Source organism: Xanthobacter sp. ZOL 2024 (genome assembly GCF_052932325.1).
The window spans coordinates 2,308,164-2,329,020 of sequence record NZ_CM128808.1; the positions used below are offsets into that span (position 1 = coordinate 2,308,164).

General features: G+C 69.3%; 20 protein-coding genes and 1 other RNA gene. 19 read left to right on the forward strand and 2 right to left on the reverse strand.

Going from position 1 to position 20,857, the window contains the following annotated elements; all coding sequences use genetic code 11:
- Positions 1–86: 86 nt before the first annotated feature.
- On the reverse strand, positions 87–2,078 hold the full coding sequence (gene tkt / locus ACU4E7_RS10630) for a transketolase (protein WP_447021492.1): 1,992 nt from the start codon (positions 2,076–2,078) through the stop codon (positions 87–89).
- A 437-nt stretch (positions 2,079–2,515) separates the two neighbouring features.
- Here tkt and ACU4E7_RS10635 point away from each other — a divergent pair, with 437 nt between their 5' ends.
- The 6 genes from ACU4E7_RS10635 (at position 2,516) to ACU4E7_RS10660 (ending at position 5,906) form a co-directional block, all read left to right on the forward strand.
- Positions 2,516–2,821: a DUF4164 domain-containing protein gene (locus ACU4E7_RS10635; RefSeq protein ID WP_238119717.1), complete on the forward strand. Its 306-nt coding sequence runs from the start codon at positions 2,516–2,518 to the stop codon at positions 2,819–2,821.
- A 5-nt stretch (positions 2,822–2,826) separates the two neighbouring features.
- A complete protein-coding gene (locus tag ACU4E7_RS10640; RefSeq protein WP_238119719.1) occupies positions 2,827–3,213 on the forward strand; it encodes a cell division protein ZapA in 387 nt (128 codons plus the stop codon).
- Positions 3,214–3,282: 69 nt separating this feature from the next.
- Positions 3,283–3,436, forward strand: a non-coding RNA gene (ssrS, locus tag ACU4E7_RS10645) — 6S RNA.
- 73 nt (positions 3,437–3,509) lie between these two features.
- A complete protein-coding gene (locus tag ACU4E7_RS10650) occupies positions 3,510–4,148 on the forward strand; it encodes a 5-formyltetrahydrofolate cyclo-ligase (RefSeq protein ID WP_447021493.1) in 639 nt (212 codons plus the stop codon).
- Positions 4,149–4,158: 10 nt separating this feature from the next.
- Positions 4,159–4,983, forward strand: coding sequence for a TIGR00282 family metallophosphoesterase (locus ACU4E7_RS10655; protein ID WP_238119723.1), 825 nt, complete (start codon positions 4,159–4,161; stop codon positions 4,981–4,983).
- Positions 4,984–5,159: 176 nt separating this feature from the next.
- On the forward strand, positions 5,160–5,906 hold the full coding sequence (locus tag ACU4E7_RS10660; RefSeq protein ID WP_447021494.1) for a YebC/PmpR family DNA-binding transcriptional regulator: 747 nt from the start codon (positions 5,160–5,162) through the stop codon (positions 5,904–5,906).
- Positions 5,907–5,987: 81 nt separating this feature from the next.
- Here ACU4E7_RS10660 and ACU4E7_RS10665 read toward each other — a convergent pair whose 3' ends face one another.
- On the reverse strand, positions 5,988–6,395 hold the full coding sequence (locus ACU4E7_RS10665; RefSeq protein WP_443266059.1) for a MerR family transcriptional regulator: 408 nt from the start codon (positions 6,393–6,395) through the stop codon (positions 5,988–5,990).
- A gap of 618 nt (positions 6,396–7,013) precedes the next feature.
- On the opposite strand from ACU4E7_RS10665, the gene ACU4E7_RS10670 reads away from it, so the two are divergent.
- From ACU4E7_RS10670 to tilS, 13 genes are all read left to right on the forward strand, one after another.
- Complete coding sequence (locus tag ACU4E7_RS10670; protein ID WP_447021495.1) at positions 7,014–9,851, forward strand: hypothetical protein; 2,838 nt, start codon at positions 7,014–7,016, stop codon at positions 9,849–9,851.
- Between the two features lie 236 nt (positions 9,852–10,087).
- A complete protein-coding gene (ruvC, locus tag ACU4E7_RS10675; protein WP_238119734.1) occupies positions 10,088–10,615 on the forward strand; it encodes a crossover junction endodeoxyribonuclease RuvC in 528 nt (175 codons plus the stop codon).
- Positions 10,616–10,652: 37 nt separating this feature from the next.
- Positions 10,653–11,105 (forward strand): DUF1772 domain-containing protein, encoded by a 453-nt coding sequence (locus ACU4E7_RS10680; RefSeq protein ID WP_447021496.1) that lies wholly within the window; start codon positions 10,653–10,655, stop codon positions 11,103–11,105.
- A gap of 28 nt (positions 11,106–11,133) precedes the next feature.
- On the forward strand, positions 11,134–11,751 hold the full coding sequence (gene ruvA, locus ACU4E7_RS10685; RefSeq protein ID WP_447021497.1) for a Holliday junction branch migration protein RuvA: 618 nt from the start codon (positions 11,134–11,136) through the stop codon (positions 11,749–11,751).
- A 108-nt stretch (positions 11,752–11,859) separates the two neighbouring features.
- Positions 11,860–12,903, forward strand: a complete 1,044-nt coding sequence (ruvB, locus tag ACU4E7_RS10690; RefSeq protein WP_447021498.1) for a Holliday junction branch migration DNA helicase RuvB — start codon at positions 11,860–11,862, stop codon at positions 12,901–12,903.
- 41 nt (positions 12,904–12,944) lie between these two features.
- On the forward strand, positions 12,945–13,466 hold the full coding sequence (ybgC, locus tag ACU4E7_RS10695) for a tol-pal system-associated acyl-CoA thioesterase (RefSeq protein WP_238119738.1): 522 nt from the start codon (positions 12,945–12,947) through the stop codon (positions 13,464–13,466).
- A gap of 273 nt (positions 13,467–13,739) precedes the next feature.
- On the forward strand, positions 13,740–14,558 hold the full coding sequence (gene tolQ, locus ACU4E7_RS10700) for a protein TolQ (RefSeq protein WP_238119739.1): 819 nt from the start codon (positions 13,740–13,742) through the stop codon (positions 14,556–14,558).
- A 4-nt stretch (positions 14,559–14,562) separates the two neighbouring features.
- The gene (tolR, locus tag ACU4E7_RS10705) at positions 14,563–15,021 is read left to right on the forward strand and encodes a protein TolR (RefSeq protein ID WP_238119740.1); all 459 of its coding nucleotides are present in this window, start codon (positions 14,563–14,565) and stop codon (positions 15,019–15,021) included.
- Positions 15,022–15,029: 8 nt separating this feature from the next.
- A complete protein-coding gene (locus ACU4E7_RS10710) occupies positions 15,030–16,016 on the forward strand; it encodes a cell envelope biogenesis protein TolA (RefSeq protein WP_447021499.1) in 987 nt (328 codons plus the stop codon).
- A gap of 137 nt (positions 16,017–16,153) precedes the next feature.
- The gene (gene tolB, locus ACU4E7_RS10715; RefSeq protein WP_447021621.1) at positions 16,154–17,491 is read left to right on the forward strand and encodes a Tol-Pal system beta propeller repeat protein TolB; all 1,338 of its coding nucleotides are present in this window, start codon (positions 16,154–16,156) and stop codon (positions 17,489–17,491) included.
- Positions 17,492–17,868: 377 nt separating this feature from the next.
- Entirely contained in the window at positions 17,869–18,366 is a 498-nt protein-coding gene (pal, locus tag ACU4E7_RS10720; protein WP_238119742.1) for a peptidoglycan-associated lipoprotein Pal, read from the forward strand.
- A 388-nt stretch (positions 18,367–18,754) separates the two neighbouring features.
- Positions 18,755–19,678 (forward strand): tol-pal system protein YbgF, encoded by a 924-nt coding sequence (gene ybgF / locus ACU4E7_RS10725; RefSeq protein WP_447021500.1) that lies wholly within the window; start codon positions 18,755–18,757, stop codon positions 19,676–19,678.
- Positions 19,665–20,681, forward strand: coding sequence for a tRNA lysidine(34) synthetase TilS (gene tilS / locus ACU4E7_RS10730; protein ID WP_238119744.1), 1,017 nt, complete (start codon positions 19,665–19,667; stop codon positions 20,679–20,681). Before ybgF ends, tilS begins: the two co-directional genes overlap by 14 nt.
- Positions 20,682–20,857 lie beyond the last annotated feature (176 nt).

The following is a 20,857-nucleotide window of genomic DNA, read 5'->3' on the forward strand; positions in this document are numbered from 1 at the left end:
CCATGAGGCACGGCTCCTGCATTATGGGCGCGGCGGCGGGACCCATTCCCGCGCCGCTGCGATGTCGCGCCCGCCGCGCGCGGAACTCAAACCTGCCGGAGCTTGTCGAGGGCGGCCTCGGCCACCTTCTCCGCGGTTATTCCGAAATGCGCATAAAGGTCCTTTGCCGGCGCACTGGCGCCAAAAGATGTCATTCCCACGAAGGCGGCATCCGAACCGACGATTTCGTCCCACCCCATGCGGATGGCGGCTTCCACCGCCACCTTGGCCGGAGCGTCCCCGATCACCTTGGCCCGCTCTGCGGCGGACTTTTCGAGGAACAGTTCGAACGAGGGCACGGAGACCACGCGGGTGGGCACACCCTGGGCCTCCAGAAGGGTTCGCGCTTCCGCCGCCACCGAAACCTCGGAGCCGGTGGCGAACAGCGACACCTGGGCCGGGCCGCTGGCGGCGATCAGCTCATAGGCGCCGGCGGCGCTGCGGTTCTCGGCGGTGGCGTCGGTGCGCAGCAGCGGCAGGTTCTGCCGCGACAGGATCAGCGCCGAGGGGCGATCCTGCGCCTCCAGGGCGATCTGCCAGGCTTCGGCGGTCTCCACCGTGTCGGCCGGGCGCAGCACCAGAAGATGCGGAATGGCCCGTAGGGCCGCCAGATGCTCCACCGGCTGGTGGGTGGGGCCATCCTCGCCGAGGCCGATGGAATCATGGGTGAGCACGTGGATCACCCGGGCGCCCATGAGCGCCGCGAGGCGGATCGCCGGGCGGCAGTAATCGGAGAACACCAGGAAGCCACCGGAGAAGGGCACCACGCCCTTGTGCAGCGACATACCGTTCATGGCCGCGGCCATGCCGTGCTCGCGCACGCCCCAGTGCACGAAGGTGCCGGAGAAGTCGTCCGGGGTGATGGACTTGGCGGTCTTGGCCTTGGTGTTGTTGGAGCCGGTGAGGTCGGCCGAACCGCCGATCATTTCCGGCACCACCGGGGTGATGATGTCGAGCACCATCTCCGACGACTTGCGGGTGGCGACAGCGCCACCGGCGGCCACCGCCTGGGCCTTGGCCTCCACCACGGCGGTTCCCAGGGCGGCCGGCAGGGTGCCGGAAACGCGGCGCTCGAACTCAGCCTTGCGCTCCGCCGGGGCGGCGGCGAGGCGCGCCTCCCAGGCGGCGCGGGCGGTGGCTCCGGCGCTGCCCGCGGCGCGCCAGTCGGCCAGCACGTCGGCGGGGATCTCGAAGGGGGCGGCGTCCCAGCCGAGGGCGGCGCGGGTGGCGGCGATCTCCTCGGCGCCCAGCGGCGAGCCGTGCACCTTCTCGGAACCCGCCTTCTTGGGCGAGCCGAAGCCGATGGTGGTGCGGCATGCGATCAGGGTCGGCCGGTTGGAGGTCTTGGCGGTTTCGATGGCGGCGAGGATCGCCTCGGGATCATGGCCGTCCACCCGGGTGGTGGCCCAGCCGGAGGCGGCGAACCGCGCCAGCTGATCGGTGGAGCCGGAGATGGAGGTGGGCCCGTCGATGGAGATGTGGTTGTCGTCCCACAGCACGGTGAGCTTGGCGAGCTTGAGGTGGCCGGCGAGGTCGGCGGCCTCCTGGCTGATGCCTTCCATCAGGTCGCCGTCGGAGCACAGCACATAGGTGCGGTGGTCCACCAGTTCGGGGCCGAACTGGGCGGCGAGGGCACGTTCCGCCATGGCCATGCCCACCGCGGTGGCGATGCCCTGGCCGAGCGGGCCGGTAGTGGTCTCCACGCCTTCGGTGACGAAATTCTCGGGATGGCCGGGAGTGAGCGAGCCGAGCTGGCGGAAGCGCTTGATCTCCGCCATGGGCACGCTGGCATAGCCGGTGAGATGCAGCAGCGAATAGAGCAGCATGGAGCCGTGCCCGGCGGAGAGTACGAAGCGATCCCGATCGGCCCAGCCGGGCTGGCTCGGATCGAACTTCAGGACCTTGGAGAACAGGACGGTGGCGATGTCCGCCGCACCCATGGGCAATCCGGGATGCCCGCTCTTGGCCGCCTCGACGGCGTCCATGGACAGAAACCGGATGGCATTGGCCATGCGATCATGGCGGGTGCGGTTCGACATTAATCCTCTACTCCTGCGGCACGCGCGGCGGGCCGGAACGGCGAAGGTGCGCACCGAATGGCGCGGCCGGAACGGCGACCTTCGGGCCCATGCGGAGCCCATGCCGACCGTGCGGCAGTCTAGATAACAGTGCCTGCCGGGGTGTCAAACCCGCCCGGCTCCGTGACGTCAAGGGGCGAGTGCCATCACGGCCGCGTTTCATCGTCGCTGTGGCGCCCTCTTGTGCAGGGCTATTTGGCAGGCAGGCGCCGATGGTGCTGCGGGAGGCGGTAGTTTCTTGCCGCCGGTGCCCTCTGGCACGGGGTTTGGCCGCCCCGGGGGTGGGGTCAGGCGCATCAACCACTCGCTAACGCCATGCAGAAAAAAGCCGAAAGCATTCTGGTTGACAACTCAAGGAGCAGTGGCGCCGGCCGGGTCGACTCGGCTAAACTTTCTGCATGTACGCGCTGAAGCAACGTCTCCCCATTGAGGACGCCCCCATTGAGGCGGCGACCCGGCGGTTGCATGCCGCCCTCGATTCGCTGGTCGACGCGCTGGAGCGGCGGCGGGACGCGGATCGTCACCAGGAGGCGCTGCAGGCGCAGCTGCATGCGCTGGGCAACGACCGGGCGCGGCTCGCCGCCCAGCTGGACAAGGCGCAGGCGGAGGCCGGCGACGTGGGGGAGGTGGCGCAGGAAGTCATGCGCCGGCTCGATGTCGCCATGTCCACCATCCGCGACGTGCTCGCGACTCACGGCGGCTGATCTTCATGCCTCATGTCTCCGTCACCATCGCCGGCCGTCAGTATCGGATGGCCTGCGACGAGGGCCAGGAGGACCATCTCGTACGCTTGGCGCACGATATCGACACGCGCATTTCGCAGCTGCGAACGGCCTTTGGCGAGATCGGGGACCAGCGCCTGGTGGTGATGGCCGCCATCACCATCGCCGACGAACTGGCCGAGGCGCGTAACCGGATCCGCGCGCTGGAAAGCGACATCGAGGGGCAGCGCGACGCGCGCGCCTCCGCCATCGCCCGCATCGAGGCCAGCGAGGGCGAGGTGGCCCGCACCATTGAGGAAGTGGCCGAGCGCATCGAGCGGCTGGTGGCGGATCTGGTGCCGCGGGAGCGCGGCGGCACCATCGGCATGGGATAACCTCGGGTCGCGTGGTTCCGGTCGCGGGAAGGACTGGCGCCTTGGGGCAAAGCTCCCTAGATATGAGGTGCGGAGCTGCGGGGTGCGTTAGGAGACTATTCCCCGGGGCCTTATCGATCCTTAAGGGAGCTGTCTCTGACCTCGCCTGCGGGCTTGGACACACGGCGCCCACCTACGTTGTAGGTTTCCCGGGATCGACCTCCGACGGCTTTGCGGCCCCGCACTGATTTCAAGGCTCTCGTCGCAGGGCCTTCGCCCGGTGGTTTCACCGCCAGGGCGTGGTGGCCAGGATCCTCATGCCTTCTCCCGTCGATCTTCCGGTCGGTGCCGCTGCAGATGGCGAGGCCTCGCGCGCCGAGAAGGCGCGGCTGCGGGCCCGGGCGCTGGCGCAGCGGGCGGAGATGGGCGTTGTGGCCCGCTCCCGCGCCTCCGCCCAGGCCGCCTGGCTCGCCACATCGCTGCTGGGCCGCGACGGTGACCTGACGGGGCGTCGCATCGCCTTGTTTGCCAGCTTCCGCGATGAGATCGACACGCTGCCCCTGGCCCGCGAGCTATGGAGCCGCAACGCCCAGCTGGCGCTGCCGGTGATCGTCGATCGGGGCGTGCCGCTCCTTTTCCGCTATTGGGCCGAGGGGGCCGCGCTGGCGCCGCAGGGCGCTTTCGCTATTCCGACCCCGGGCCCCGAGTGCGCGCAGCTGGAGCCGGAGGTGGTGTTGGTACCGCTCGCCGCCTTCGACCGGCGCGGGCTGCGCATCGGCTATGGCGCGGGTTTCTATGATCGCACCCTGGCGCGCCTGCGGGAGGCGGGGCCGCTTCTGGCCGTCGGTTTTGCCTTCGCCTGTCAGGAAGTGGAGCGGGTGCCCGCCGAACCCCATGACGAGCCGGTGGATGTGATGGTAACGGAAGCTGAGGTGATCCCCTGCAGCGGACGATGAAGGCCTGACGATGCGTATTCTGTTCCTGGGCGACGTGGTGGGACGGCCGGGCCGGGAGGTGGTGCAGGACCGCCTGCCCGGGCTGGTGGAAGCCTGGAAGCTCGATTTCGTGGTGGTGAACGGCGAGAACGCCGCCGGTGGCTTCGGCATCACCGAGGCCATCTATGAGGATCTGCTCGCCGCCGGCGCCGATGCGGTGACCCTCGGCAACCATGCGTTCGACCAGCGCGAGGCGCTGGTGTTCATCGAGCGGGCGCCGCAGCTGGTGCGGCCGTTGAACTATCCCGCAGGCACCCCCGGTCGCGGCGCCGCGCTGGTGGAAGCCAAGAATGGCGCCCAGGTGCTGGTGCTCAACGTGATGGGGCGGACCTTCATGGATCCGCTGGACGACCCCTTCGCCGGCATCGACCGCGCGCTGGATGGCGCGGTGCTCGGCGAGGTGGCCGATGCGGTGGTGGTGGACGTGCATGCGGAGACCACCAGCGAAAAGCAGGTGATCGGCCATTATTGCGACGGCCGCGCCTCGCTGGTGGTGGGCACCCATACCCATGTGCCGACCGCCGATCACCGCATCCTCACCGGCGGCACCGCCTACCTCACCGATGCCGGCATGTGCGGCTGCTATGACGGTGTCATCGGCATGGACAAAGAAGAGCCGCTGCGCCGCTTCACCCGCAAGCTGGCTTCTGCGCGGTTCGAGCCGGCCACGGGGCCGGGCACCCTGTCCGGGGTGGCGGTGGAGACCGATGACCGGACCGGCCTTGCGGTGCGCGTCAGCGCCGTGCGGCTGGGCGGCAGCCTGGCGGAGACGCGGCCGACCTTCTGGGAGAATTGAGCCATCGGGCGTGCTGACGAAAGGTCAGCACGCCTTTGTCCGCCGGCTTTTCTGCGCCGGCTTTCTTGCCCTTTTCCCTTCCTCCCGACTATAAGGCCGGCTCCAGTCAACGTTGCGGTTCGGGCGGCCTCGTCTTCGGCGGGGCGCGGGGCCGTGTTCAATGGGATGGTGGCGCCATGGCCGGGCATTCACAGTTCAAGAACATCATGCACCGCAAGGGACGCCAGGATGCGGTGCGTTCCAAGCTGTTCTCCAAGCTCGCCCGCGAGATCACGGTCTCGGCCAAGATGGGCCTGCCAGATCCCAACATGAACCCGCGCCTGCGCGCCGCCATTCTGGCCGCCCGGGCGGAGAACATGCCCAAGGACAATATCGAGCGCGCCATCAAGAAGGCGGCGGGCGGGGATGCGGAGAATTACGAGGAGATCCGCTACGAGGGCTATGGTCCCGGCGGGGTGGCGGTGATCGTCGAGGCGCTGACCGACAACCGCAACCGCACCGCCTCGGAAGTGCGCTCCTATTTCACCAAGTCGGGCGGCAATCTGGCGGAGACCGGGGCGGTGTCGTTCATGTTCGACCGGATGGGGGCGATCGAGTTCGATGCCGCCAAGGCGGATGCCGACGCCATGATGGAAGCGGCCATCGAGGCCGGCGCCGACGACGTCTCCTCGGACGAGGACGGCCATGAGGTGCTGTGCGCGGCGGAAAGCCTCGCCGAGGTGCAGAAGGCGCTGGAGGCCAAGTTCGGCGAGCCCCGCAAGGCGGGTCTGGTGTGGCGTCCGCAGAACACCGTGGCGGTGGACGACGAGACCGGCGAGAAGCTGCTGAGGCTGGTCGACAGCCTTGAGGACAATGACGACGTGCAGAACGTCACCGCCAATTTCGAGCTGTCCGAGACCCTGCTGGCCAAGATGGCCGAGTGAGTGGCCAGCTGAGGTTTTAAAATACCACTTTTCTGACATCAGCCACCGCGTCCTCCCGGGGGAGGGCGCGGTGGGCGGGGATCAGGCCGCCAGGCTGTTGGCGATGGACTGCAGCTCGGCGATGGCGCTGTCAATCTCGCCACGCTGACGCTCCAGCTGGGCCAGCTGCTTCAGGCAGCGCTCGCGGGTCAGGGCGAGGCCCTGGGCGGCATCGTGATCGGCGGCGGCGCCGGTGTGGGCGGCCACCAGGGCGCGGATTTCGGCCAAAGTGAAGCCGAGCTGCTTGCCCTTGAGGATCACCTTCAGCCGCTCGCGATCGGTGGCGGAGTAAAGCCGGGTCATGCCGTCGCGGCGCGGCGCGATCAGGCCCTTGTCCTCATAGAAGCGCAGGGCCCGGAGGGTGGTGCCGAACTCGCGGGCGAGGTCACCGATGGTGAACACGTCCTCGGCCTTGCCCAGGGCGTCGACCTTGCCATCGGGCCGGGGCATGGCCACCGGATGGGACAGGCCACGGCCGAGTTCGTAGGTATTCGCGTCCATACAGGGTCACTCCCATGTCATTCAATCTGCGTCCGGCTCGGGCTGGGGGCGGAGCGGGAGCGCGCGGTTCCAGTGCTGCTCGTCATGGCGCCCGGGCGGCGGGCGCCACAGATGGCGGCGGCGAACGGCCCGTTCGCCGGATGGGTGGAGGGGACCGGACCCGTAGCCGCCGGCGCACCGTCGCGCCCATCCCGTGGCATCTGCTGGATCGCCAGGGAGGGGCTGGAGCCGGCCGGAGGGACCACCACCCGTGACATCCGCCCGGATCGACCTTGGCGCAGGGCGCCGCAGTCCCGGGTTGAAAGCGGGCTGGCGGTACAATTCCGCTGGCAAGTTCCGCTCCGTCACGGCAACCTTTGTAGCGTGATGCCGGGCGTCGCCGGGAGAGACAACGGGCTACCGTTAGGGAAAGTAACCGTTACCTGACGTTGAAAATAAACGAAAATTTCCGGCTTAACCCCTCATTTACCACGTTCGCGAGATGCTGCAGATCACGAATCACCGCAGTGCGAGCATGGTAGTTGGGCACCCTCACAGGTTCTCTCCTCCGGCCGCAGGGAGGCGGACATGGAGCGATTTCAGCGCACGACCTGGGCGGGCTCCGCGGCTAAGGCTCAGATCCGCGACGAGGGGTACCCGGCGCGGGAGGGTCGCGCCGGCGACACCGGCGCCGTGAACGATCGGGACTGGAACCCCGCCCCCCGCCCCCCGGCCGCCTGGCCCTCGGGCAAGGCGCGCGGCTCGGCCGGCCCGGACACCTGGGTCGACCCATCATCCTATGATCCGCCCCATGGGGCTCCGGCCTTCGCCATGGGCGCCGTGGAGGCGCTGAAGGCGGAGGTGGCCGATCTGCGGGCGCGCCTCTCGCATGCGGCGCCGCGCCGGGCCGTGGTGGAGATGGACCGGGCCATCACCCTGCTGCATCACCGGGTGGAGGATCTGTGGATCGGCGGGCTCGGCGACGGGCAGGACGATGTGGCGCTGTTGGCCGACGAGCTGATGGCGGTGCGGGCCGGCCTCGACGAGATGCGGGCGCCGGAGCGGTTCGAGGCGCTGTCCGCCGGCCTCGATCTGCTGGCGCGCAAGATCGACATTCTGAACGCCAAGGCCATCGATCCGGTGGAGATGGCGCGGCTGCAGGCGCAGTCGGCAGAGCTCAAGTCGCTGGTCACCCGCACCCTTTCCGGGTCCGCCTTGCAGCCGTTGGCAGAGCGTCTGGCGGCATGTGCCGAGCAGATCACCCGCGCCGGCGAGGAAACCGCCCAGCGGGTGGCCGAGGCCACCAGCGCCCTGGAGCGCAATGCCGAGGCGCTGCTGAGCCGGGTGGACGCCTATGAGGCGCGGGCCCGCGAGGGGCAGAGCGCCAGCGCCGAGGAACTGCGGCGCGATGTGGAAGCCAATGTGCGCACCCTGCATGATCGGCTGGATGGCGTGAGCGCCCAGCTGAGCCGCCTGTCTCCCGCCTTGGGCGCGGATCTGGCGGAGCGGCTCGGGGCGGTGCTGGACCGGCTGGACGTCGCGCAGGGGGCCGGCACGGCCGTGGTTTCGCCGCTGGCCGAGGTGGTGGAACACCATTTGATGGCGCTCACCGAGCGGTTCCAGAGCGCGCAGGTGCATCTGCAGCGGCTCGACGGCATCGAGGACGCGATCGGCGCCGTGATGGAGGAGTTGCGGGGCGTGCGCCACGCGTCCGTCGTGGCCGCCCAGGGAGCGGTGGAGGAGGCCGTGGAAGCGGTGACCCGCAAGGTCTCCACCGACACCGAAGGACCGGTGGTGGTCGGCCTCAAGCGCGGTCTCGCCGCCCTGGAGGCCCGTCAGACCGAGGTGGAGCGCCGCGCCAGCATGCTGATGGGCGAGGGCCCCGGCATGGATCTGCAGGAGGCCCCGGTGGTGCTCGACCGCACCGCCGACGATGTCTGGTCGCCCCAGGTCACTGATCCCCAGGTCGCTGATCCCCAGGTCGCCGATCCTCAGGTCGCCGATCCGCAGGCCCCGGCTGCCGCCGCGCCCCCTGTGGCGCCGGTGCGTGGGGGAAGGGATGCCGGTGGCCAGGATCCGGCGACCCTGAATTTCGTGACGCTGGATGAGGAACGCCTGGATGCGGGGGCCCCGGATGTGGGGTCGCTGGACCGGAACGCGATGGATCTCGACGCGATCGCTGCGGATGCGCGGGACCGGGATGCCGGAGATGCGGCGTGGGCGCCGGAGCCCGATGCCTGGGCCGAAGTCTTCGCCGGCCTGCCGGCCGACGGGCATCCGCAGGAGGCGAGCCCGACAGACGCGGGTCCACAGCAGGCGGCTGCCCAAGAGATGAACCGGGCCGAGCTGCGGGCGGAGCCCCGTGAGCCGGCTGGCGGGTCGCGTCCGCGCAAGACGCTGCGGGTGGAGCGCTCCGGTCGCGAGCGCAAGGACGCCCGCGACGCCGAGACGACCAAGGCGGAGGCGGCCGCCCGGCCACGGGTGGATCGCCATGCGCTGGGGCGCAAGCGGCAGATGTCGCGGGCGACGTCGCGGCCGGCGCGCCGGCGGGTGTCGCCGGCGTTGATCGCCGCCAGCGGTCTCGTGCTCCTGCTGACGGCGACGGGCGCCGCGGCGTGGAGCAGCCGCGATGCGCTGATGGCGCGGGCGACCCAGACCTTCGAGCGGCTCAAGTCCGCCGCGGTGCCCTCGGCGGTGCTCACGCAGGGGCCCACCAGCACCACCGCCGAGCTGCCGGTGCCCACCGGCCCGCAGCCGCTGCGCACGGCGGCGCTGGAAGGCAACCTGGCGGCGGCCTACGAAGTGGGCGTGCGATATGCCGATGGCGTCGGCGTGCCGGTGGACCTGGATGCCGGCATCAAATGGCTCGGCTATGCGGTGTCGAACGGCTTCGCCCCGGCCGCTTACCGGCTCGGCAGCCTTTATGAGAACACGCTGCACAACATGGATGAGGCCTATCGCTTCTATAAGTGGGCGGCGGAGCAGGGCAATGTGCGGGCCATGCACAATCTGGCGGTGCTCTACAGCCAGGGCATCGACGGCGCGCCCGATTGGGGCCGGGCCATCGAATGGTTCCGCAAGGCGGCCAATCTCGGCCTGAAGGATAGCCAGCACAATCTTGGCATCATCTTCGCGCGCGGCATGGCGGGAACCAGCGACCTCACCGAGGCGCTCACCTGGTTCGAGATCGCCGCGGCCCAGGGCGACCAGGACAGCGCCGACAAGCGCGATGCCCTGGTGAAGGAGGCCGATGCCGCCGTGCTGGCGAAGGCCAAGCGGGCCGCGGCCGCCTTCGTGCCTAAGCCGCAGAGCGAAGGGTCCAACCAGGTGGCGGTGCTGCCGGAATGGAACGCCAGTGAGGCCGGCGAGCACATGGCCGCCAATGCCATGCTGTTCTCCAAGAACCGCATCGCCGCCAAGCAGTGACGTGGCGGCGGTGAATGGCGCCGCCACCTGCGGTGCCCGGGCGCAGGGGCGCATGTGTCGGCAGATCTGGTGTCGGCAGATCTGGTGTCGGCAGATCTGGTGTCGGTAGATTCTGCGTCGAGAGGCCTTGCGACGATCGCCGTGGGGCCACCGCCGCGGTGGGGTAGGTTTTATTTGTTCACCATTTGTACGTTTTCGCACTTTTCTCCCGACAGGTGAGGGGGCAGTTTGTGGCCATGACTGCCGCACCGATTCGCGCCACCCGCGCCATTCGCATCCTTGGTCTTGATCCCGGCCTGCGCCGGACCGGCTGGGGGGTGATCGAGGCTGAGGGGCCGCGCCTGCGCTATGTGGCGTGCGGCACCATTCTGCCGCCGGAGACGGCGCCCATGGGCGCGCGCCTCGCCGCGCTCCACCATGGCCTGATGGCGGTGCTGGACGCGCACCGGCCCGATGAGGCGGCGGTGGAGGAGACCTTCGTCAACATGAATCCCTCGTCCACCCTCAAGCTCGGCCAGGCGCGTGGTGTGGTGCTGCTGGCGCCGGCCCTGATGGGGCTGGACGTGGCCGAATATGCCCCCACCCTGGTGAAGAAGAGCGTGGTGGGCGCCGGACGGGCGGAGAAGGCGCAGATCCGCATGATGATTTCCATCCTGCTGCCGCAGGCGACGCCGGAAACCGAGGATGCCGCCGATGCGCTGGCCATCGCCGTCACCCACGCCCACCATCGCGGCGCGGCTGCACGGGCGCGCGCGGCGCTGTAGGATGGCAACGAGGCCGGGGCGGATACAGAGATGGCCGATGGATCGTGGCGAGGGGAACCGGCGGATGGTTCTGGGGCATCTGGCGCTGCTGGTGGCGGCCCTGTTCACCGGGGCGGCACTTTATATCAACGTGGTGGAGCAGCCGGCGCGGCTCAGCCTGGCCGACGGCGCGGCCCTGGGCCAATGGAAGCCCGCCTATGCGCGCGGCTTCGCCATGCAGGCGAGCCTGGCGCTCGCGGGCTTCGCGCTGGGCGCCGGGGCGTTCGCCCAGACCGGCAACTGGCAGTGGCTGGCGGGCGGCGTGCTGCTGCTGGCCAACTGGCCCTATACTTATATCGGCATCATGCCCACCAATCGCCGGCTGATGGCCAGCCGCGAGCCGGGACCGGACACCCGCCTGCTGCTCGCCAATTGGGGTCAGCTGCACATGGTGCGCACCGGGCTCGGCGTGGTCGCCTGCGGGGTCTTTTTGTGGGCGGCGCTGGCGTGAGCGGGGCCGCGACGCCGGGGGCAGGCGCATGATCGGCAAGCTCAAGGGGCTGGTGGACACGGTGGCCGAGGATCACCTCATCCTCGATGTCCATGGGGTGGGTTATCTGGTGCATTGCTCCGCCCGCACCCTGCGCGACCTGCCGCGCATGGGGGAGGCCACCAGCCTCGTCATCGAAACCCATGTGCGCGAGGACCAGATCCGCTTGTTCGGCTTCGGCTCGGACAGCGAGCGGGACTGGTTTCGCCTGCTGCTGACGGTGCAGGGCATCGGCACCAAGATCGCGCTGGCGGTGCTCTCCACCTTGCGCCCCTCGGAGCTGGCGCAGGCGGTGACCCTGGCCGACAAGACCATGATCGCCCGCGCCCAGGGGGTGGGGCCGCGGGTTGCCACCCGCATCGTCACCGAGCTGAAGGACAAGGTGCCCGGGGGCCTCGCCGCCGACATGGGCCTGCCGCAGACCGGGGCCGGGGGCGCCGTGACCCTGGATGGCGGGCCGGTGGCCGATGCCATCTCGGCCCTGGTCAATCTGGGCTATGGTCCGCCCCAGGCCAACACCGCCATCGCCGCCGCCTTGCGCGATGCGGGGGAGGGCGCGACCACCGAGACGCTGATCCGCCTCGGGCTCAGGGAACTGGCGAAGTAGCGGCAGGGATCTGCGGTGGCCCTCCGCCGGGGCGCGTTGGGGGCGAATGTGATTGTCGCGCGGGATCGCACTTGATCCGGCGCGACGCAGGTGCGACAGGGCTCGGACATGAACACCCGCCTTCTTTCGGGCGAAAAGCGCGACGACGACGCCGAGCTCCATCTGCGGCCCCAGATGCTGGGCGAGTTCGTGGGGCAGGCCCAGGCGCGCGCCAACCTCGACATCTTCATCAAGGCCGCCCGCGCCCGCGGCGAGGCGCTGGACCACGTGCTGTTCGTGGGCCCGCCCGGCCTCGGCAAGACCACGCTCGCGCAGATCATGTCGCGGGAGATGGGGGTGGGCTTCCGCTCCACCTCCGGCCCGGTGATCGCCAAGGCGGGCGACCTCGCCGCCATTCTCACCAATCTGGAAGAGCGCGACGTGCTCTTCATCGACGAGATCCACCGCCTGTCGCCGGCGGTGGAAGAAATCCTCTATCCGGCCATGGAGGATTACGAGCTCGATCTCGTCATCGGCGAGGGGCCGGCGGCCCGCTCGGTCAAGATTTCCCTGCCGAAATTCACCCTGGTGGGCGCCACCACCCGCTCCGGCCTCCTCACCACGCCCTTGCGCGACCGCTTCGGCATTCCGGTTCGGCTGCAGTTCTATACGGTGGAGGAATTGGAGAAGATCGTGGTGCGCGGCGCCAAGGTGCTGGGCATCGCCATCGTGCCCGATGGCGCCACTGAGATCGCCCGCCGTGCCCGTGGCACCCCACGCATCGCCGGCCGGCTGCTGCGGCGGGTGCGTGACTTCGCCGTGGTGGCGGGGACCGAGGCCATCGACCGGGCCATCGCCGATCGCGCGTTGTCGGCGCTGGAGGTGGACAGCCTCGGCCTCGATGCCATGGACCGGCGCTATCTCACCGTCATCGCCGAATTCTACGGCGGCGGGCCGGTGGGGGTGGATACGCTGGCGGCGGCTCTCTCGGAGCCGCGGGACGCCATCGAGGAGATCGTCGAGCCCTATCTGGTGCAGCAGGGCTTCATCCAGCGCACGCCGCGCGGCCGCCTGCTCACCGCGCTGGCCTTCCGTCACCTGGGCCTGCCGGAACCCCAGCGGGACCCTGCCACTCTTCCGCCGAACTTGCCTTTGTTCGACGATGAGGGGTAGGTGTGCCGCCGACGCGGGGACCGGCAAACCGGGATGAGGGCATGAAGACGGATCTTTCGGGCGAGCGGGCGGTGACACCAGGCGAGCGCGAGGCCCACCCCCATCTGGCGGGGCGTCTCATTCCCGGCGGTCACGTGCTGGCGCTGCGCGTCTATTATGAAGACACCGACTTCTCCGGCATCGTCTACCACGCCAACTACCTGCGCTTCATGGAGCGCGGCCGCTCCGATTACATGCGCCTGCTGGGCGTGGTGCAGGGCGAATTGTTCGCCGAGGCGGCGGCGGAAGCCCCGGGCTTCCATTTCGTCGTGCGCTCCATGCAGCTCGATTTCCTCAAGCCCGCCAAGATCGACGACGTGCTGGAGGTGGTGACCCTCTCCAAGGACGTGGCGGGTGCCTCCATCACCTTGTCCCAGCAGGTGAAAAGGGGTGGAGAGGTTCTGGTGTCGGCGCTCGTGCGGGTGGCGTTCGTCTCCCAGGGCCGGGCCAAGCGCATTCCCGACGCTCTGCGCCAGGCCACCGCCGCCGATGCCCGCGCCCTCGACGGGCAGGGCGAGGGGTAGCGGGCGGCCGCGGCCCCTGATTCTGCCGCAGCGCCATATTCCCTTGCGAAATCCGGTGTTTTCACCGCCTTGCGTGACCGCGCTAACGTGTCATTAAGCCTGATCATGGCTAGGTTTGCGGTAAGCCTTGCGGCGATTTCTTCGCGCCGCAGCACTTATCGGGGCGCCCGCCAAAGTTTGGACAGAGTCAACCGGTCAAACACCGGATGACTTGTGGACAGCTCCGGCGGAGATGTCCCGCGCGGCCGCGCGCCGCGCGCAGCGGAGCCGAGAATGACCGAACAGATGAGCAGGCATGGCGGGGCGCCTGCGCCGAAGTCGCCCCTTCCCACCCTTCTTTGCCTGACGCTGGGCCTGCTGCTGGCGGGCGCGCTGCCCGCCGCGGCCCAGGACCTGGGCGCCGCGCCGGTGGCGGCGCCGGCGGCGGACATCTCCTTCCTCTCCCTGTTCCTGCAGGCCCATTTCGTGGTGAAGCTGGTGATGATCGGCCTGATCGTCGCCTCCATCTGGGTGTGGGCCATCATCATCGACAAGACGCTCCTGTTCTCCCGCAACCGACGGGAGATGGACCAGTTCGAGCAGGTGTTCTGGTCCGGCCAGAGCCTGGAAGAGCTCTACCGCTCCCTGTCGGGACGTCCCAACCACGGCATGGCCTCCATCTTCGTGGCGGCCATGCGGGAGTGGAAGCGCACCTATGAAGGCGGCGTGCGCTCGCTGGCCGGCCTCAACCAGCGGCTCGACAAGGTGATGAACGTGACCATCGCCCGCGAGGTGGAGCGGCTGGAATCGCGCCTGCTGGTGCTGGCGACGGTGGGTTCGGCGGGCCCGTTCATCGGCCTGTTCGGCACGGTGTGGGGCATCATGACCTCGTTCCAGTCCATCGCCGCCTCGAAGAACACGTCGCTGGCGGTGGTGGCGCCGGGTATCGCGGAAGCCTTGTTCGCGACCGCCATGGGCCTCATTGCGGCCATTCCCGCGACCATTTTCTACAACAAGTTCATCTCCCAGGCGGGCCGCCAGGCTCAGCGCCTCGAAGGGTTCGCGGACGAGTTTTCCGCCATCCTGTCGCGGCAGATCGACGAGCGGGGCTGACGCCATGGGCATGGGAGGAGCAGGGGCTTCCGGGTGGCAGAGCCGCCGCGCGCGCGGCCGCCGCGCCCCGGTGATGGCGGAGATCAACGTGACGCCCATGGTGGACGTCATGCTGGTGCTGCTCATCATCTTCATGGTGGCGGCGCCGATGCTCACCGTGGGCGTGCCGGTGGACCTGCCGCAGAGCCAGGCGAGCGCGGTCAACCAGGACAACAAGGAGCCGCTCATCGTCTCGGTGAACGACAAGGGCCAGATCTTCCTGGGTGACAGCGAGATCAAATACGAGGACCTGGTCGCCAAATTGCAGGCTGTGACCCAGGCACGCGGCGGCATGGAGGAGCGGATCTTCGTGCGTGGCGACAAGAAGGTGGATTACGGCACGGTGATGCGGGTGATGGGCCGCCTCTCCGGCGCCGGCTTCAAGAAGGTGGCGCTGGTCACCGAAGTGGAACAAGGGAGCTAAAGACGGCCATGCAGGTCGGCTTCACGGCATCGACGATCGCTCACGCGAGCATCCTCGTTCTGGCCCTGGTGTCCTTCACCGGGGCGCAGCCGTTTGAGCCCATGCCGGAATCCATGCCGGTGGACGTGATTTCCGCCACCGACCTCACCAAGCTCACCAAGGGCTCGAAGACCGCGCCCAAGATGGAGAAGCAGGTTCAGGTGGCCGAGCAGGTGGGCGAGCCGACCCCGGTGGCGGATGCCAAGCTGAAGGTGAGCAAGGATGCGCCGGTGGAGGCGACCCAGCCGCCGCCCCCGGCTCCGGCGCCCGCCCCGAAGGTGGAGGAGCCCCCGGCGCCGCAGAAGGCCGCCGAGGCGCCGCCCAAGCCGGCGACCCCGCCCAAGCCCGCCGAGGCCCCCCCCAAGGTGGAGCCCAAGGTCGAGGACGCGCTGAAGAGCGAGCCCAAGAAGGAAGAGAAGCCGAAGGACGAGCCGCCGAAGGAAGAGGCCAAGGTGGCCCCGGCGCCGCTGCCGCCCAAGAAGCCGGCGCCGCCCCCGCCGCGCCCCGTGGAGGCGCAGCAGACCCCCGCGCGCGACTTCAATACGGATCAGATCAAGGAACTCCTGGACAAGCGCACCCCGACCCGCCAGGTGGCGAGCGCCAGCCAGGTCTCCAACACCTCCTCCCTGGGCGCGCCCTCGGGCCAGGCCGCGACCTTGAGCATGAGCGAGATCGACGCCTTCCGCGCCCGGGTGCGCCAGTGCTGGAATGTCATGGGCATTCCGGCCGACGAGAAGGTGTACGTGGATATCCGCGTGGATCTCAAGCCGGATGGCATGCTGCGGGCCGAGCCGGTGGTGCTGGGGGGCAGCGCCTCCACCTATGGACCCGCCGTGGGCCGCACCGCCGTTGCCGCGCTCACGCGCTGCCAGCCCTTCACCATGTTCCGCAAGGAGACCTATGCCCAATGGAAGAGCATGGATCTGACCTTCCGGCCGCAGGAGTTCGAGCGGTAGTACCCTCGCCCGATTCAGCCTAAGCGTTTTGTTATGATGCGGTTCCGCATCGCCCGTTAAATCCACTTATCCCTTGAAGGCCGCCGCGCGGGTTCCATCGCAGCGGAGCGGCCGAACCCCAGAGGCCCCGACCCGTGATGCCCCCCTTCGACCGCTTCGGATCCGCGCTGAGTCGCCGCCGCTTCGTCGTCGGTGCCGGTGGTCTTCTCGCAGCCGGCGCCGCGCTGCGCGGCCTGCCGGCGCAGGCCGCCACGAAGCTTGAAATTTCCGGGGGCACACCCCAGCCGATTCCGATCGCGGTGACCGACCTGCTCGGCGAGACCGAGCAGGGGCGCGCCATCTCCGGGGTGATCGCCGCCGATCTCAAGCGCTGCGGCCTGTTCGCGCCCATCGATCCGAAGGCGTTCGTGGAGCAGATCACCAATCCCGACACGCCGCGGTTTCAAGACTGGCGCGTCATCAACGCCCAGGCCCTGGTCACCGGCCGCATCACCCGCCAGGCCGATGGCCGGCTGCAGGTGATGTTCCGCCTGTGGGATGTGGTGGCCGGCCAGCAGCTGGCGGGCCAGCAGTTCGTGGCCCAGGCGGAGAACTGGCGGCGCATCGCCCATATCATCGCCGACGTGATCTATGAAAAGCTCACCGGAGAGCGGGGCTATTTCGATACCCGCATCGTCTTCGTGGACGAGAGCGGCCCCAAGGAGCGGCGGGTGAAGCGCCTTGCCATCATGGACTGGGACGGCGCCAACGTGAGCTATCTCACCCGTGGTGATGCGCTGGTGCTCACGCCGCGCTTCTCGCCCACCAGCCAGGAAATCACCTACATGTCCTACGCCCAGGGCGAGCCCCGGGTGTATCTGCTCAATATCGAGACCGGCCAGCGGGAGATGGTGGGCAATTTCCCGGGCATGAGCTTCGCGCCCCGATTCGCGCCCGATGGCCAGCGGGTCATCATGAGCCTGCAGCAGGGCGGCAACTCCAACATTTTCGTCATGGACCTGCGCTCGAAGGCCACCACCCGCCTCACCGACACGCCGGCCATCGACACCGCGCCGTGTTATTCGCCCGATGGCCGGCAGATCTGTTTCGAGAGCGATCGCGGCGGTTCCTCGCAGATCTATGTGATGAATGCGGATGGCTCCAACCAGCACCGCATCTCGTTCGGCACGGCGCGTTATTCCACCCCCGTGTGGTCGCCGCGCGGCGACTGGATCGCCTATACCCGCCAGGCCGAAGGGCGTTTCGCCATCGGCGTGATGAAGCCCGACGGCTCCGGCGAGCGTGTGCTCACTGAGGGTTACCACAACGAGGGCCCCACCTTCTGCCCCAACGGCCGGGTCATCATGTTCTTCCGCGATCCCGGCGGTGCCTCGGGCCCCTCGCTCTATACGGTGGATGTCACCGGCTATAACGAGCAGCGGGTGCCGACCCCGAGCTATGCCTCGGACCCGGCCTGGTCGCCGCTGCGCTCCTGATCCCCGGGGATGCCTGTTGCTTATGGGCAACAGGTTGGAGCGCGCAAGGGCGCTGGAGGGCTTCGCCGCGCCACCAGCACAACCTTGCCATGATGCCGCCACGGCGCGGCATCAGTGAAGAACCCATTGAGGACGGGGCGGCATGGCCGAGGGTCCTCGCCTTTTCCGAGTCGCAGTGGAGCGCGCGCCCGACCCGTTCGGGGGCTTGGTTTTTGCTGCGTGCCACCTGGGGCGGCAACCGCTTGGAAACCATGACGCCCGGTATTCATCTGGATTGATCCTGCGGGCTCGAAGGCTCCTGTTTGAAGAACCTTCGCTTAACCGGTGGCTGGCTAGATCGCAGCATCCGGTCCGCGTTGAGATAGGGAGTTACCGGGATGCGTTTGCTTGAGATTGTTCGCGGTTTCCGGTTCGTGGCGCTGTTTGGCTTCGCGCTCGCTCTGGCCGCGTGCGCCAACAACCCCAACCAGAACGCCGCTGGCTATGGTGGCGCGGGCGGCCCTCCCGGCTCGCCGCAGGAATTCGTGGTGGCGGTGGGTGATCGCGTGTTCTTCGAGAGCGATCAGACCGACCTCACCCCCCAGGCGCGCGCCACCCTCGACCGTCAGGCCCAGTGGCTGCAGCAGTGGAATCGCTACACCTTCACCATCGAAGGCCATGCCGACGAGCGCGGCACCCGCGAGTACAACATCGCCCTCGGCGCCCGCCGCGCTCAGGCGGTGCGGGACTACCTGACCTCCCGTGGTATCGACCCGGCCCGCATGCGCACCATTTCCTATGGCAAGGAGCGCCCGGTGGCCATCTGCAACGACATCTCCTGCTGGTCTCAGAACCGGCGCGCGGTGACCGTGCTGAACACCGGCCGCGCCTCCTGACCGCACCCGCGCGGACCGGATCTTCCGACCGGATTTTCATCGTGGCCGGCGTCCGCAGGGGCGCCGGCCATGGCGTCTGCGGTGGCGTCCGCCGGGCCGGCCGGCCCTGCCGGCCCCTGTGGCCGCTGCCGGCCGCGGGTCACACTTTGGACGTGATCCGGCAGCTATCCTCCCGCTGATCCTGTGGGATCCGTCCTGTGGGATGCATCCTGTGGGATGCATCCTGGGGCGCAGGCGCGCCGGGGTGGGGCCGAGAGTCCTTGCGCATCACTCCGACCGCCTGTGGTGGTTCGCCTGATCCCGGATGTGTCTTATACCGTCATGTGCCTGCGCCTTCGCGCGCCCGTCGATGGGCGGGCCCAAGCCGCTCCAGCCCCATGCGAGCCCCATGTTGTCGTCTCTGTCCTCGCGTCCGAAGACCAGCTCTTCCCTCACCCGTCTCATGCTGACGGCGGCGCTGCTGGCCGCAAGCCCCTTGGTGGGCCCTCTCGCCGGGCAGCCGGCGGCGGCCCAGGACAACAACCTGTTCGGCAATCTGTTCAAGCCGCCGGGCGCGCCGGCCCAGAGCGAGACCAACGCTGCGGCTGAGGCCGCCATGCGGCTGGATCGCATGGAGAACGCCCTGCGCCAGCTCACCGGGCAGGTGGAGGAGCTGCAATATCGCAATCAGCAGCTCGAGGCGCAGGTGAAGCGCCTGTCGGAGGAGGGCGGTGGCCGCCCCGGCGCGGCGCCACCCGCCGCGCCCGCTGCGGCGCCGCGGGTGGCACCGGCGCCGGCCAGCCCTGGCCGGCGCTCCGATGCGTTCGATCCTCTGGGTGATCCCACGGCGCCGGGCGTGCCGCAGCCGCTCGGCTCGCCGGCCAGTGCCTCCGCCGGCCTTACCCATCCCAATGTCGGCGGCACCCAGGTGGCGGCGCTGCCGCCCTCGGGCAGTGCGCGCGAGCTTTATGACGCCGGCCAGGCGCAGATTCAGCGCCAGGATTTCACCACCGCCGAACAGACGTTCCGCCAGATCATCCAGGCCAACCCGGGGGACCGCCTGATTCCCGACGCCACCTTCATGCTGGGGGAGAGCCTGTTCCTGCGTCACAATTACGGGGATGCGGCGGCCCAGTTCCTGGAGGTCTCCACCAAGTATCCCAACTCCACCCGGGCGCCGGAGGCGCTGCTGCGGCTCGGCCAGTCGCTGGCCGGGCTGGGGGAGAAGGAGACCGCCTGCGCCACCTTCCTGGAGGTGGATCGCAAATATCCCCGGGCTGCCTCCGCAATCCGCCAGGCGGTGGAGCGCGAGCAGAAGCGTGTCGGCTGCTGACGCCGCGCCTCTCGATGCGGCCGCGGCCGCGCGGCTGTTCGCCGGTTTTCTCGATTTTCCCCGCCTTGTGATCGCCGTTTCCGGTGGCCCCGATTCCACCGCCCTGCTGTGGCTCGCCGCCCGATGGCGCGCCGGCCGTGGGGACGGGCCGGAGCTGATCGCCGTCACCGTCGACCACGCCTTGCGCCCGGATTCCGCCGCCGAGGCCCAGGGGGTCGGAGCGCTGTGCGCGCGCCTCGGCATCGCCCACCGCATTCTGGTCTGGACTGGGGAAAAGCCGCGCCAGGGGCTGCAGGCGGCGGCCCGGGACGCCCGCTATGGACTGCTGGGGGAGGCCGCCGCCGCCTTCGCCGCGTCCGCCGTGGCGCTGGCCCATACCCGTGACGACCAGGCCGAAACCGTGCTGTTCCGGCTGGGGCGGGGGTCCGGCCTCACCGGCCTTGCCGCCATGCGGCCGCGGGTCGCACGCGGGGGGCTCACCCTGCTGCGGCCGCTTCTCGATGTGCCGAAGGCGCGTCTTGTGGCCACCTTGGAGGCCGCCGGGGTGCCGTTCGTGCGCGATCCCGCCAACACCAATCCACGGTTCGCCCGGGCGCGCCTGCGTCAGCTGGCACCGCGCCTCGCGGAGGAGGGGCTCGATGCCCGCCGGCTGGCGCAACTGGCGGCGCGGGTGGCGCGCGCTGATGCTGCTCTGGAGGCCGCCACCGACGCCGCGGCACCCCTTTGCACGCCCCAGGGCGAGGCCATCGCGCTCAACGCGGCTGCCCTGGCGTCGCTGCCGGAGGAGGTGGCCCTGCGCCTGCTGGGGCGGGTGCTGGCGCGGATCGGCACCGAGGGGCCGGTGGAGTTGGGCAAGCTCGAGCAGCTCCATGACGCGCTGCGGGCGCGCATGAGCGCCGGCAGCGGGCCGCGTTTCCGCCGCACCCTGGCGGGGGCGGTGGTGACCCTCGGTCCGGATCGCGTGACCGTCACCGCGGCACCGCCGCGGCGGCAGCGCCGTTAAGGGCGGCGCGATTTCCCGGCGATTTGCCGGCCAATCGCGCCCGTCTGCCTTGGCAATGCCAGAGTGCGCACCTAAATTAGCATCAGACGGTACGGGAGGTGTCGTCGGCGCGCGTCCTCGTGGGATCTCTCTTCCCTAGGGGCAAGGTCGCTTAAAGCCGCGCTTTCGGCTGTCCC

Coding starts and splice junctions, on each gene's coding strand:
- ybgC (WP_238119738.1), top strand. CDS start 12,945: ATGAAGACGGATCTTTCGGGCGAGCGGGCGGTGACACCAGGCGAGCGC.
- ruvC (WP_238119734.1), top strand. CDS start 10,088: ATGACTGCCGCACCGATTCGCGCCACCCGCGCCATTCGCATCCTTGGT.
- ACU4E7_RS10665 (WP_443266059.1), bottom strand. CDS start 6,395: ATGCCCCGGCCCGATGGCAAGGTCGACGCCCTGGGCAAGGCCGAGGAC.
- pal (WP_238119742.1), top strand. CDS start 17,869: ATGCGTTTGCTTGAGATTGTTCGCGGTTTCCGGTTCGTGGCGCTGTTT.
- ACU4E7_RS10655 (WP_238119723.1), top strand. CDS start 4,159: ATGCGTATTCTGTTCCTGGGCGACGTGGTGGGACGGCCGGGCCGGGAG.
- ACU4E7_RS10680 (WP_447021496.1), top strand. CDS start 10,653: ATGGATCGTGGCGAGGGGAACCGGCGGATGGTTCTGGGGCATCTGGCG.
- tolB (WP_447021621.1), top strand. CDS start 16,154: ATGCCCCCCTTCGACCGCTTCGGATCCGCGCTGAGTCGCCGCCGCTTC.
- ACU4E7_RS10650 (WP_447021493.1), top strand. CDS start 3,510: ATGCCTTCTCCCGTCGATCTTCCGGTCGGTGCCGCTGCAGATGGCGAG.
- ruvB (WP_447021498.1), top strand. CDS start 11,860: ATGAACACCCGCCTTCTTTCGGGCGAAAAGCGCGACGACGACGCCGAG.
- ybgF (WP_447021500.1), top strand. CDS start 18,755: ATGTTGTCGTCTCTGTCCTCGCGTCCGAAGACCAGCTCTTCCCTCACC.
- tolQ (WP_238119739.1), top strand. CDS start 13,740: ATGACCGAACAGATGAGCAGGCATGGCGGGGCGCCTGCGCCGAAGTCG.
- ACU4E7_RS10670 (WP_447021495.1), top strand. CDS start 7,014: ATGGAGCGATTTCAGCGCACGACCTGGGCGGGCTCCGCGGCTAAGGCT.
- ACU4E7_RS10640 (WP_238119719.1), top strand. CDS start 2,827: ATGCCTCATGTCTCCGTCACCATCGCCGGCCGTCAGTATCGGATGGCC.
- tolR (WP_238119740.1), top strand. CDS start 14,563: ATGGGCATGGGAGGAGCAGGGGCTTCCGGGTGGCAGAGCCGCCGCGCG.
- tkt (WP_447021492.1), bottom strand. CDS start 2,078: ATGTCGAACCGCACCCGCCATGATCGCATGGCCAATGCCATCCGGTTT.
- ACU4E7_RS10710 (WP_447021499.1), top strand. CDS start 15,030: ATGCAGGTCGGCTTCACGGCATCGACGATCGCTCACGCGAGCATCCTC.
- ruvA (WP_447021497.1), top strand. CDS start 11,134: ATGATCGGCAAGCTCAAGGGGCTGGTGGACACGGTGGCCGAGGATCAC.
- ACU4E7_RS10635 (WP_238119717.1), top strand. CDS start 2,516: ATGTACGCGCTGAAGCAACGTCTCCCCATTGAGGACGCCCCCATTGAG.
- ACU4E7_RS10660 (WP_447021494.1), top strand. CDS start 5,160: ATGGCCGGGCATTCACAGTTCAAGAACATCATGCACCGCAAGGGACGC.